Source organism: Enterobacter cloacae complex sp. 402C9, assembly GCF_050030745.1.
GTDB lineage: Bacteria > Pseudomonadota > Gammaproteobacteria > Enterobacterales > Enterobacteriaceae > Enterobacter > Enterobacter intestinihominis.
Window position 1 is genome coordinate 3,121,954 of record NZ_JBLGUW010000001.1, and the last position, 12,604, is coordinate 3,134,557.

At 56.3% G+C, this 12,604-nt stretch carries 11 protein-coding genes and 1 tRNA gene; 5 read left to right on the forward strand and 7 right to left on the reverse strand.

Annotated elements, in window-relative coordinates; all coding sequences use genetic code 11:
- Positions 1 to 28 precede the first annotated feature (28 nt).
- Positions 29 to 1,036: a nucleoid-associated protein YejK gene (gene yejK / locus ACQG1K_RS14915; protein WP_017693031.1), complete on the reverse strand. Its 1,008-nt coding sequence runs from the start codon at positions 1,034 to 1,036 to the stop codon at positions 29 to 31.
- A 134-nt stretch (positions 1,037 to 1,170) separates the two neighbouring features.
- Between yejK and ACQG1K_RS14920 the strand changes: the two genes are divergently transcribed.
- From ACQG1K_RS14920 to ACQG1K_RS14930, 3 genes are all read left to right on the forward strand, one after another.
- The gene (locus ACQG1K_RS14920) at positions 1,171 to 1,398 is read left to right on the forward strand and encodes a YejL family protein (protein WP_001135586.1); all 228 of its coding nucleotides are present in this window, start codon (positions 1,171 to 1,173) and stop codon (positions 1,396 to 1,398) included.
- 19 nt (positions 1,399 to 1,417) lie between these two features.
- Complete coding sequence (gene yejM / locus ACQG1K_RS14925; protein ID WP_163347137.1) at positions 1,418 to 3,178, forward strand: LPS biosynthesis-modulating metalloenzyme YejM; 1,761 nt, start codon at positions 1,418 to 1,420, stop codon at positions 3,176 to 3,178.
- A gap of 73 nt (positions 3,179 to 3,251) precedes the next feature.
- Positions 3,252 to 3,328 (forward strand) — tRNA-Pro (locus ACQG1K_RS14930).
- A 66-nt stretch (positions 3,329 to 3,394) separates the two neighbouring features.
- On the opposite strand, the gene ACQG1K_RS14935 is transcribed toward ACQG1K_RS14930, so the two are convergent.
- On the reverse strand, positions 3,395 to 3,655 hold the full coding sequence (locus ACQG1K_RS14935) for a DUF2534 family protein (RefSeq protein ID WP_006811332.1): 261 nt from the start codon (positions 3,653 to 3,655) through the stop codon (positions 3,395 to 3,397).
- Between the two features lie 202 nt (positions 3,656 to 3,857).
- Between ACQG1K_RS14935 and eco the strand changes: the two genes are divergently transcribed.
- Entirely contained in the window at positions 3,858 to 4,367 is a 510-nt protein-coding gene (gene eco / locus ACQG1K_RS14940) for a serine protease inhibitor ecotin (RefSeq protein WP_032622478.1), read from the forward strand.
- Positions 4,368 to 4,501: 134 nt separating this feature from the next.
- Here eco and mqo read toward each other — a convergent pair whose 3' ends face one another.
- Complete coding sequence (gene mqo, locus ACQG1K_RS14945; protein ID WP_032623890.1) at positions 4,502 to 6,151, reverse strand: malate dehydrogenase (quinone); 1,650 nt, start codon at positions 6,149 to 6,151, stop codon at positions 4,502 to 4,504.
- 187 nt (positions 6,152 to 6,338) lie between these two features.
- On the opposite strand from mqo, the gene ACQG1K_RS14950 reads away from it, so the two are divergent.
- Positions 6,339 to 7,634 (forward strand): SulP family inorganic anion transporter, encoded by a 1,296-nt coding sequence (locus tag ACQG1K_RS14950; RefSeq protein WP_045308675.1) that lies wholly within the window; start codon positions 6,339 to 6,341, stop codon positions 7,632 to 7,634.
- Here ACQG1K_RS14950 and mgtE read toward each other — a convergent pair.
- The 4 genes from mgtE to ada form a co-directional block, all read right to left on the reverse strand.
- Positions 7,597 to 9,033, reverse strand: coding sequence for a magnesium transporter (gene mgtE / locus ACQG1K_RS14955; RefSeq protein WP_006811337.1), 1,437 nt, complete (start codon positions 9,031 to 9,033; stop codon positions 7,597 to 7,599). The two genes, ACQG1K_RS14950 and mgtE, sit on opposite strands and share 38 nt — an antisense overlap.
- Before the next feature lie 140 nt (positions 9,034 to 9,173).
- The gene (locus ACQG1K_RS14960) at positions 9,174 to 10,817 is read right to left on the reverse strand and encodes a multidrug ABC transporter permease/ATP-binding protein (RefSeq protein ID WP_003859392.1); all 1,644 of its coding nucleotides are present in this window, start codon (positions 10,815 to 10,817) and stop codon (positions 9,174 to 9,176) included.
- A gap of 76 nt (positions 10,818 to 10,893) precedes the next feature.
- Positions 10,894 to 11,544 carry a DNA oxidative demethylase AlkB gene (alkB, locus tag ACQG1K_RS14965; protein ID WP_154849084.1) on the reverse strand — a complete coding sequence of 217 codons (651 nt, stop codon included), beginning with the start codon at positions 11,542 to 11,544 and terminating at the stop codon, positions 10,894 to 10,896.
- On the reverse strand, positions 11,544 to 12,602 hold the full coding sequence (gene ada, locus ACQG1K_RS14970; protein WP_367076126.1) for a bifunctional DNA-binding transcriptional regulator/O6-methylguanine-DNA methyltransferase Ada: 1,059 nt from the start codon (positions 12,600 to 12,602) through the stop codon (positions 11,544 to 11,546). The genes alkB and ada overlap by 1 nt, the downstream gene beginning before the upstream one ends.
- Positions 12,603 to 12,604 lie beyond the last annotated feature (2 nt).

Consider the following 12,604-nt stretch of genomic DNA (forward strand, 5'->3'; position numbering starts at 1 on the left):
CCGCTTCTGCGGGGTTTTTTTATGGCCGCTACTTACCGCCTGAGGTGCGACGCTGGAGCTGATCGCGCAGATTCGGCGGCGTGCCTTTAATGGTCAGCGTGTCGGTCGCCGGATCCCAGAAGATACGTTCCCCGAGCAGCATGGCATCAAAGTTAATGGTTAACCCACCGCCGCTACCGGCAAATTTCGTCAGCTGACGGAGCGTACTGCGATCCGCCGGGAAGCTCTCTTCCAGCTCATAGCCTTTTTCCGCGGTAAATTCCTGGAAGCTGACTTCGCTGACGCCCGCCAGCTCTTTGGACAGCGACTCCAGCTCAATCTCTTCCCCGGCCTGTAACTGCTCGTTACAGTAGCTGTAAACCTGCTGACGCACGGTCTGACGCTCAGATTTATCCAGCTGCGCCTCAGCGGTAAAGTCATCCACCGCCTGGAGCAGACCTTTGTTCTGCGCTTTGGCGTTCAGCCCTTCACTGGCACCGAGGAAGTCCATAAAGAAATCGGCCACTTTGCGGCCCACGCGGCCTTTAAGGAAGGTCAGGTAGCGCGTCGATTCCGGATTGGTTTCCCATTCGGTTAAATCAATACGCGCCACAATATCCGCATGGTTGATATCCAGATAGTGCGTTGAGCTGATATCCAACTGCTCGTTCACACGCATGCTGCTTAAATTATTCAGCACGGTGACCAGCAGATACTCTACCGCCAGATAGCGGTAGTGGCAGAACAGGACGATACCGCCATCGGCGAAGGGATATTTCGCCAGTTCGTCACGAAGACGGCCGGTTGCAGCGCGGCTGAATGCCAGGAAATCCTCTTCGCCCTGACGTTGCAGGCGCAGGCTATCCGCCAGTTCGCTCTCTTCGCTGAACAAGCCATAGGCTTTATTTTTCGCGCTGTAGACGCGATGCAACTCCGCCATCATCTCGACAACGGTAGGCGTTGGTTCCAGTAACGAATCGCGTAGCACCACTTCAAGGGTTTGCTCATCACGCTTGATAAGCTGGTGCAAGGCAATCTGGTTGATTTCCAGACTCATGATAAACTCTCCTTTTAGACCGGGCGGTATTCAACCACCACCAACGCATGTGTGCAACAGAAGATAAAAAAGGGGAAAAAAAGCTGTTGCTACGGTAATATGTCGCCCTTCTCTCAACAAACTGATTTTGATTTATGCCACAACATTCCCGCTACAGTGACGAACACGTTGAACAACTGCTCAGTGAGCTGGTCAACGTACTGGAAAAACATAAAACGCCAACCGATCTCTCCCTGATGGTTTTGGGAAATATGGTTACCAACCTGATCAATACCAGCGTTGCTCCGGCTCAGCGTCAGGCGATCGCCAAATCTTTCGCCCAGGCTTTGCAGTCATCCGTTAGCGACGACCAGGCACACTAAGGGAAACGAACAACAGTTTATGGTGACGAATCGTCAGCGCTACCGTGAAAAAGTCTCCCAGATGGTCAGCTGGGGGCACTGGTTTGCACTGTTCAACATTCTGTTGGCGATGGTGCTCGGCTGCCGTTATCTGTTTGTGGCGGACTGGCCAACCACGTTAACCGGGCGTATCTACTCGTGGATGAGCCTTGTTGGTCACTTTAGCTTTCTGGTCTTCGCCACCTATCTGCTGATCCTGTTCCCACTGACGTTTATCGTCATGTCGCAGCGGCTGATGCGCTTCCTGTCCGCCATTCTTGCGACGGCGGGCATGACGCTGTTGCTTATCGACAGCGAAGTTTTTACCCGGTTCCACCTGCACCTGAATCCTGTCGTCTGGGAGCTGGTGATTAACCCGGATCAGAACGAGACCGCCCGCGACTGGCAGCTGATGTTTATCAGCGTGCCGATTATCCTGCTGATCGAAATGTTGTTCGCGACGTGGAGCTGGCAAAAGCTCCGCAGCCTGACCCGACGCCGACATTATGCGAAGCCCGTCGCGGCGCTCTTTTTCGCCTCATTTATCGGTTCGCACCTGATGTATATCTGGGCAGATGCGAACTTCTACCGCCCTATTACCATGCAGCGTGCGAATCTGCCGCTCTCCTATCCGATGACGGCGCGTCGTTTCCTTGAAAAACACGGTCTGCTGGACGCGCAGGAATATCAGCGTCGTCTGGTCGAACAGGGTAATCCGGAAGCGGTCAGCGTGCAGTATCCCCTGAGCGATCTGAAATATCGCGACATGGGGCGCGGTCAGAACGTGCTGCTGATTACCGTCGATGGCCTGAACTATTCTCGCTATGAGAAGCAGATGCCTGCCCTGGCTGAATTCGCTGAGAACAACATCGTATTCACTCAGCACATGAGTTCCGGTAATTCGACCGACGCGGGTATTTTCGGTCTGTTCTACGGCATTTCACCGAGTTATATGGACGGCGTGCTGTCGGCCCGTATTCCGGCTGCATTGATTACCGGGCTTAATCAGCAGGGCTACCAGCTGGGGCTGTTCGCCTCTGATGGTTTCAACAGCTCGCTGTACCGCCAGGCGCTGCTGTCTGATTTCTCACTGCCAGCCGCGCAGAGACAGTCTGACGATCGGACTGCTGACCAGTGGATAGACTGGCTGAAGCGCTATGCACAGGAAGATAACCGCTGGTTCTCCTGGGTTGCGTTTAACGGCACAAATTTTGATGACAGCAATCAGAAAGGCTTCGCGCGCCGCTATAGCCGTGCGGCGGGTGATGTCGATGCGCAGATCGCTCGCGTGCTGACCGCCCTTCGCGACGCGGGCAAGCTGGATAATACGGTCGTCATTATCACGGCGGGGCATGGCGTGCCGCTCGGCGACGAAGCGAAGGGCATGGACTGGTCGCGTCCGAACCTGCATGTCCCGCTGGTGATCCACTGGCCGGGCACTCCCGCGCAACGCATCAATATGCTGACCGACCATAAAGACGTCATGACCACGTTAATGCAGCGGCTGCTGCACGTTAGCACGCCGGCAATTGAATACTCGCAGGGACAAGACCTCTTTAGCGCCACGCGGCGTCATAATTGGGTCACGGCTGCTGGCGAAAACACGCTGGTGGTGACCACGCCGACGCTGTCCCTTGTGCTGAACAGCAACGGCAATTACCAGACGTACAGCCTCGAAGGTGAGAAGCTGAAAGACCAGAAACCGCAGCTCAGCTTGCTGTTGCAGGTGCTGACAGACGAGAAGCGCTTTATCGCTAACTGATTATTTATGAATCAGTTAGCGTTGCTTCCCCCTTGCAATCAAAAAGGAATCGAGTAGTATTCCTTTTATGCGTCGGCACGTAGCGCAGCCTGGTAGCGCACCGTCATGGGGTGTCGGGGGTCGGAGGTTCAAATCCTCTCGTGCCGACCAAAACTACACAAAAAAACCAGCCGCTTATGGCTGGTTTTTTATTGCCTGTCTTCGCATGCACAATGCTTAGTGCTTCTCACGCCCACCGAGAAAGAAAATCCCCAGCGGAATCGCCAGCAGAACGGTGAACACCAGACTGTAAACAAAGATCATCGCTGATTGCAGGACAAACATGCTGGTTGTCCACGCAGAGAGCGGGATGTTGTACTGCTCGATCACGCCGACAATGGTTGCTCGCCCCACGCATGCAGCAGCAATCATAAACACAACCAGTAACGCCAGCAGGAACTTGCGGCCTTCAGGTGTCTTCAGTTTTTCCCGTACCATCTCTTCTCCCTTTACAGATGAATAACAATAATTAACGCGTAAAATAACACGATCTCTGCACCGACTCCACCACAGCATTAAACACCAATAAAAGAGCATAAAAGCAGTGCTTTACTCCGTTTAAAATGAAAATGTGAGTAAATTACGCCAACCATTCACATGCATTATGTTAGTCTTTCCGGGATCGTTTTAACAAAAAGGAATGACAGTGAAAAACGCACCTAAATTTGCCATCGCCCTTATCGCCGCTGCGTGCGCCAGCACCAGCGCTTTTGCCAGCGAAACCCCAAAAGAGCAGCCGCTGGAAAAAGTTGCCCCGTATCCGCAAGCGGACAAAGGGATGAAGCGCCAGGTTATTCAGCTCCCGGCTCAGCAGAATGAAGGGAATTTCAAAGTCGAGCTGTTAATCGGCCAGACGCTGGAAGTGGACTGCAACCAGCATCGTCTGGGCGGCCAACTGGAAAGCAAAACACTGGAAGGCTGGGGTTATGACTACTATGTCTTCGACAAAGTAACCTCGCCAGTCTCCACCATGATGGCGTGCCCGGACGGCAAGAAAGAGAAGAAATTTATCACCGCCTATCTGGGTGATAACAGTCTGCTGCGCTATAACAGCAAGCTGCCGATTGTCGTTTATACGCCGGAAAACGTGGATGTGAAATATCGCGTATGGAAGGCGGATGAGACGGTAGGACAAGCAGTAGTTCGTTAAAAATAAGTCGGGTGGCGCTCACGCTTACCCGACCTGGAAAGGGTGCGTTCTGGTGCCCTCACCCCAACCCTCTCCCACCGGGAGAGGGAGAAAACACTAAAAACGGTAACGGATGTTACCGTTTTGCGTTTAGCTTACAGCGCGATATCCGCAACCGGCTTGCTTTCCGCCTGCGGCTTCAGCTCTGCCTTCGGCGCAGCATCCGCAGCCTGCGGTTTGACGTATTGCAGTTGCAGAACGCGGCTGGTGTATTCCAGCTCTTGTTCCGTGGCGTCAACGTTACCGTTCAGCTTCGTACCGTAGGATGGAATAATGGTTTTCAGCTTCGCCTGCCATTCCGGGCTGGATACTTTGTCCTTAAACACTTTTTCCATCAGGTGTAGCATGATTGGCGCAGCGGTAGACGCCCCCGGGGATGCTCCCAGCAGCGCGGCAATAGTGCCATCCTTATCGCTTACTACTTCGGTACCCAGACGCAGCACGCCGCCCTCTTTCGGATCGCGTTTGATGATCTGCACGCGCTGACCCGCCTGCCACAGGCGCCAGTCTTCTTTCTTCGCCTGCGGATAGTACTCTTTCAGCGCCTCGAAGCGTTCTTCATCAGAGAGCATCACCTGGCTAATAAGGTATTTCACCAGATCGAAGTTATCCAGTCCCACGTCCATCATTGGCTTGACGTTTGACGTCGTGGTCGCGCTCAGCAGATCCCACAGGGAACCGTTTTTCAGGAACTTGGTAGAGAATGTAGCGAACGGCCCGAACAGCACTACGCGCTTACCGTCCAGCATACGGGTGTCGATATGGGGAACGGACATCGGTGGCGCACCAACAGAAGCCTGACCGTACACTTTAGCCAGATGACGGTTAACCACTTCAGGGTTTTCCGACACCAGGAACTGGCCGCCAACCGGGAAGCCGGCGTAGTCGTCCGCTTCCGGAATACCGGACTCCTGCAACAGTTTCAGCGCCGCGCCGCCAGCACCGATAAACACGAACTTCGCCTTAATCACATGCTCGGCTTCGTTGTTTTTCAGATCGGCAACGGTCACGCTCCAGCTGTTATCCGCGTTGCGCTTGAAACCACGCACTTCGGAGCTGAGTTGCAGGTTAAAGTTCTCTTTTTTCTTCAGAGAGGCCACCAGCTGACGGGTGATTTCACCGTAGTTAACGTCAGTACCAATTTCAGTGCGGGTCGCCGCCACTTTCTGGTTCGGATCGCGGCCTTCCATAACCAGCGGCGCCCACTCTTTGATTTGAGCGTGATCTTCAGAGTATTTCATCCCGCGGAACAGCGTGCTCTGTTGCAGGGCTGCGTAGCGCGCGCGCAGGAAGTTGACGTTTTGATCGCCCCAGACAAAGCTCATGTGCGGAACGGTGTTGATGAAGGAGTGCGGATTGTGCAACACACCGCTGTTCACCTGGTGAGACCAGAACTGACGTGAGATCTGGAACGCTTCGTTGATCTCTACCGCCTTCTCGATACTAATGGAACCGTCCTTTTTCTGCGGCGTATAGTTCAGTTCCATAAGTGCCGAGTGCCCCGTCCCGGCGTTATTCCAGCCGTTAGAGCTTTCCTGCGCCACGCCATCAAGGCGCTCGACCATGGTCATGGACCAGTTCGGCTCTAATTCCTGAAGATATGTGCCCAGCGTGGCGCTCATGATGCCGCCACCAATTAAAAGGACATCCGTTTCCTGCTCTTTTGGTGCGTCAGCCTTCGCCGCCAGCGAGACGGCGTTCAGCCCCACGGCCAGAGAAAAGAGCACGGCAGTCATTTTTTTCATCATTTATGCCTTAGTTGAATAGTGCTTGATGCGTAGAAATTACAGGTGAAACACGCTGCGGTGGCACGGTAGCAACTTTTAAATATTGTTTAAAGGTTACGAAATTATTGTAATTGTGAAATTTAATGATGGATTGTTTGTAGGGTTTTGGCATACAGGCTGGCACCCGACGATTTTCCTGGCTATGATGCTGCACTTTGTGATCGCGCGCACGGAAGCCTGCCCCTACCAGCGAATTGTTATGTCATTACCTCACTCGTCTGTACCCCAAGAAGGCCATGTCGCCACCGTTTTACGTTCGCCTCAACGTCTGATGCGCGAAACCCTGGCCGGCGTGATTACCGCGCTGGCGCTGATCCCGGAAGTGATTTCGTTTTCCGTGGTCGCGGGCGTGGATCCGAAAGTGAGCCTTATCGCCTCCGTGGTGCTCTGTTTCGCCCTTTCCCTGCTCGGCGGGCGTCCGGCCATGGTGACGGCGGCGGCCGGTTCCGTCGCGCTGGTGATTGGCCCGATGGTCCATCAACACGGCGTACAGTACATTCTGCCCGCGGTGGTGATGGCTGGCGTGATTCAGATCCTGTTCGGCGCGCTGGGAATGGCGCGGCTGATGCGCTTTATTCCCCAGTCGGTGATGACCGGGTTTGTTAACGCCCTTGGCATTTTGATTTTCTTTGCCCAGGTGCCCCATTTCTGGAGCCGAAGCCCGCTGATAGTAGGCCTGTTCGTGCTGACGCTGCTGATTGTGCTGTGGGTGCCACGCTATATTAAAAGCGTACCCTCCCCACTGATTGCCATTGTGCTGCTGACTTTGTTCACCGTCACCAGCGGGCAAATCCTGCCGACGGTAGGGGATGAAGGCTCCATGAGCGGCGGTTTGCCGGGCTTTACGCAACTGCTGGTGCCGCTCAATCTGGAAACCCTGAGCATTATCTGGCCGTGCGCGCTAAGTATCGCTTTTGTTGGCCTGCTGGAATCGCTACTGACGGCTAAGCTGGTGGATGAACTGACCGTTACCCCTTCAAGCAAGCGCCGCGAGAGCATCGGTCTGGGCGTGGGGAATATTATGGCCGGGTTCTACGGCGGCATTGCGGGCTGCGCGATGATTGGGCAGACCATCGTTAACGTGGAGATGGGGAAAGGCAGAAGCCGTATCTCCACCCTTGCGGCGGGTATCGTACTGCTTGTGCTGGTTACGGCGCTCAGCGAGGTGATGGCCAAAATCCCGATGGCGGTACTGGCGGGTATTATGGCCATTGTGGCCGTCAAGACCTTTAGCTGGCATAGCGTTCAGCCCGGAACGCTGAAAAACGCGCCGGTGGCTGAAACCGTCGTGATGCTGGTGACGGTTGTGGCAACGGTTTCCACCGGCAACCTGGCGATTGGCGTGCTGGGCGGGATTGTGATGATGTTCATCCTCCCTGCCCGACTTAAGCAAAAAGCACTGGCTACAGAAGAAAAATCGTCGCCAGTCCAAGAAAAATAAAGAAACCGCCAGTATCGGTAATGGCGGTGATCATCACGCTCGACCCCACCGCGGGGTCGCGCCCCAGCCGGGTCATCGTCAATGGGATAATCACGCCCATCATCGCCGCCACCAGCAGGTTCAGCACCATCGCCAGCATCATGACCCCGCCCAGCGCCATATCATCGTACAGCCACCAGGTAATGCCGCCCATGATGCCGCCCCAGACCAGGCCGTTAATCAGCGCGACGCCCATCTCCCTGAAAATCAGCCACGAAAAATTACCCGGCTGAATGTTTTCCAGCGCCAGGGCGCGAACGATCATGGTGATAGTCTGGTTGCCGGTGTTCCCGCCGATCCCCGCCACAATCGGCATCAACGACGCCAGGGCCACCAGCTGGGAAATGGTATGTTCGAAGCCGTCAATAACGCGGGACGCCACGAACGCGGTGCATAAATTGATGGCGAGCCACGCCCAGCGGGTTTTGACGGCCTTGCCGACGGAGGCATGAACATCGTCTTCGGCACTGATACCGCCAAGGGCACGCAGGTCGTTATCGGTCTCTTCATAGACCACGTCAACGATCTCATCAATGGTCAGACGCCCCATCAGCTTGCCCACCGAATCCACCACCGCCGCGCTCACCAGGTCATCACGTTCGAAGGTACGCGCGGCTTTTTCGGCATCGTCTTCCGGCGAGAAGACCATCGGCTCGGTTTCCATGACCTCACTTACCCGCTGCTGGGTGCTGTTCAGCAGGATCGTTTTCAGCTCCAGCTCCCCGAGCAGGGTTTTATCCCGCGAGGTGACGAACAGTTTATCGGTGTTGTCCGGCATACTGCCCAGGCGACGAAGATAGCGCTGCACCGTACCCAGGGTGACGTCCGGACGCACGGTGATGACGCCAAACTCCATGATCGCGCCGACGCTGTTTTTCTCGTAGTGCATCACCTGACGCACGCGCGCCCGCTCCTCGGCAGGCAGGGAAGCCAGCAGGCGTCCGGTCAGGTTGCGCGGAAGATGCTGAACGAGGTAAATCTGCTCATCGATATCCAGCGTTTGCAGGGCGTCAAGAATGTCCCGATCGCTCATCTCATCGATAAGGTCATCCCAGACGTTTTCCGAGGCTTCAAGCAGCACCTGACCGCGCTCATGATCCTGCACCAGCCGCCACAGGGCGTGGCGCTCCTCGGAAGGCAATGCCTCCAGGGTGTCCGCCAGATCCGGAGGTGGTAAATGTGCAACCAGCGCACCTACCTCAGCAATATCGTCGGCCAGCGTGCCGACATCATATTGCTCAGCCAGGGTTAGCTTACCCAATAACGTTGACGTGACCGCTTTATCGGTCGTCAGGAGCCAGATGAGCCGCGCACGCTCCTGGTCACGCTGCCTGGCGCTGTTTTTCTTTAATACCGACATCAATCATAAATCCATTAAATGAGTTGGCGTTAAGCATAGCGCGGGGATATGTAAATAAGAATAAACGGCGGGTCGGGATGGAGAAAAAAACGGCATATATGAAAAATGAGTGTGCCGGGGGCCACCCGGCACAATTGCAATCAGGCCGTGCGCGCCACCGCGTCCCGTGACGCCGCATCGCGCTCATCGCCGGTCAGCTCGCTCAGTTTGCCGTCGCGCATCTCCAAAAGACGGTCGGCGTGAATGAAGTAGTGATCGTCATGGCTGATGGCAAAAATGGTTTTCCCCATCGCCTGCATCAGCGGCAGCAGGACCTGATAGAACTCGCGACGGAAGTGCGGGTCCTGATCGGCGGCCCATTCATCCAGCAGGATGATGTCGCGCTCTTCGGCCAGCGCCAGCAGCAGCGCCACGCGCTTCTTCTGCCCTTTCGACAGCTTGAGATTCAGGATTTTGCCATCCTGTAGCTCCAGCTTGTGTGACATTTGCAGATGCGCAAGCCACTTCTCCACCAGCGCCGGATCCGCCTGCTGCCCTTCCGGGCCCAGCAGCCGGTCGAACAGCCAGACGTCGGTAAATACCGCCGAAAAGAGCTTGCGGTAGTCCTCCGGTTTCTCCGCGCTCAGCGCTTTGCCATCCAGCAAAATTTCGCCTGACTGCGGCTGGTAGAGGCCCGTCAGCAGCATCGCCAGCGTGGATTTGCCGCTGCCATTACCGCCGATCAGGAACAGCAGTTCGCCGCGGTGAATGGTCAGATTTATCGGCCCCACGGAGAAGGCGTTATCCTGATAGCGGAAGGTCACGTTACGCAGCTCAAGCGTTTGCCAGTTCGGGAAGGCCTGCGGGCGCGGGAACTCAGCCTTAAACGGCGCAAGGTCGAACTTCTTCAGCTTGTTGAAGGCCACCTGTGCACTCAGCAGCGTCGGCAGTGCGCCAACGGCCGACAGCAGCGGCGTGCGTAAAAACAGCAGCGTCAGGGAGTACGTTGCCGCCACGTTGGTATCCGCCCACCCCAGGCTGTTCGCCATCCAGAACACCAGGCCAATGGCACCCAGCATCATGATGTTGGACCAGTTCACGGCGCTCAGGTGGAACGTATCGGCGCGAATAATGTGATGACGATATTCGTGCGCATCCGGGATATAGAGATGATTGAAGATATGTTCGGCGCGCTCGCGGTTCAGCGTCAGCTCTTTGCGCCCTTCCAGCACTGTCTGATAATCGTTATAGAGCTTGTCTTCCGTTTCGCGCAGCACCGCCATGTGCTTATAGACGCGTGATACCAGCAGGAACCCGCCCCAGATGGTAATAACAATCCACAGCGCCGTTACCGCCAGCATTTTGCTGGAGAGCCAGGCGAGATAGGCTGCCGAGCCAAAGGTCAGGATGATCCCCTGCACCAGCTCCGGCAGGCGCACAAAGGCGATGGTAATGGCGCGCACATCGCTGGTCAGCCCCGCCAGCAGAGAAGCACTTCCCAGCTGTTCGATGCGTTCCACTTGAGTATCAAGGATCCGTTTGATGAACTCGCTGCGCAGACGGAAAACGAAGTGGTGGCCGAGCGCGGTCAGCGCCAGCTGTGACCCGAGCGTGACTGCCATCAGCAGCAGCAGTAAACCCAGAAATTCCGGCAGGACGGAGAGTGACGTGTCGACCATTTCGATCAAACGCACGTTAATGAAGGCAATCAGGCCGATCCCCAGCGCCGCGCTGGCAAGGCTTAGCGCCATCACCGCGATAAAAGGCCAGCGATACTGCCGCCAGACAAGAAGAAGTAGTTGCATGCAGAGCAATCCGGACAAGAAAAATCAGCCAGCAGTGTAAACTGCCTTTCACACACATCAAGAATAATTCTTATTTTTATTCTCTGTACGCTGCCTGGCGGAACGTGAGGTTGTAGCGAAACGCCCCCGCCACCGGGTGATCGCCATTTTTAAGCGGCTGAATACCGTGATAAAAAAGCCGTGATTCACCGCCCCAGACCACCACATCGCCATGCTCCAGCATCAGCCGTTTGAGCGGGTCGTTGCGCCGCAGGCCGCCAAACTGAAAGACAGCGGGCAACCCAAGGGATACCGAGACAATCGGCGCGCGCAGGTCAGGCTCGTCCTTATCCTGATGCAGGGAGAGTTTTGCGCCGACGGCATAGCGGTTGATCAGACAGGCATCGGGACGAAAATCAGGATAGCCGGCCGCCACGGCGGCATCGTGACACAGCGCCTGAAACGCCTCCGGCATCGGTGGCCACGGCCGATACGTCAGCGGGTCGTTCGCGGCATATACATAGCCCCGCTCATTCGTCGCCCATCCCAGTTCGCCGCAGTTGGTCATCGCCACGGACATGGTATACCCGCCCGGCGTGACCATATGGCGAAACGGCGAACGGGCGGTGACGGTATCAATACCGTCGAACAGCGCCGCCGCGCGGGAAAGCGCAAAACGTCTCAGGATCGTCGCCCCCGGCGCGAGCGGCTCCTGCCAGGGTTCAGCATCAGCAAAAAGATCGAGCATTATCCCTCCGGGTTGTTCGCCTCACGTTTCAACAATAGCACCTTACGCGTTGCACCCCAGCGATAACCCGACAGCGCACCGTCGTTACGCACCACGCGGTGACAGGGGATAACTATCGCCAGTTTATTGGCTCCGCAGGCCCCCGCCACGGCACGTACGGCATTGGGTTTACCAATGGCCTTCGCCACCTGCTGATAGCTTGCCGTTTCACCGCAGGGGATAGCCCGCAGCGCCTGCCAGACCTGCTGCTGGAAAGCGGTACCCCGGATATCCAGCGGTAACGTCAACGGCATCGCGCGGCTGTCGACAGAGGCAATCACCTGACGAACACGCCCGGCAAATGCGCCTTCCATCGGTTCACGGACGGCAAGCGGAAACAGTGACAGCAGCTCAGCCGTCAGCCCGGCGTCGTCATCACCCAGCAGTATTGCGCAGATCCCGCGCTCGCTTTCCGCCACCAGACAGTGGCCCAGCGAGCAGTCGCTGATGGCATAGCGGACCGCAGCCTCTCCGTTACGGTACTGTTTCGCCGTCATGCCCAGCGCGCCGTTGGCTTTACGGTAGTAGCTGCTGCCGTCCGGGAAGCCAGCGGCCAGTACGGCGTCGGTGATTTTACCGCCCTGTGCAAGCAGGCTACGCAGGCGTTGTTCACGCGCAGCCTGCTGCCATGCTTTCGGCGTCATGCCGGTGACGGATTTAAACAAGCGGTGGAGATGGAACGGACTCATGCCAACCTGCTGCGCCAGGGCCTCCAGGTTCAGCGCGGCATCCTGCTCAAGCAGTCGGCAGGCCAGCGCAACGTTGGCCTTTTTCTGCGCCATAGGGTCGACCTGGTCCGGCCTACAGCGCTTACAGGGGCGGAAACCCGCCTGCGCGGCCTGGTGAGCATCAGGATAAAAGCAGACATTTTTACGCAGCGCGTGGCGGGCACGGCAGGACGGACGACAATAAATGCCGGTCGTCTGCACGGCAAAGACAAACTGGTTATCCGCACGCGGATCGCGGGCCAGAACAGCCTGCCAGCGATCCTCATCGGTAAGATAGGTTGTGTTTTTCATCA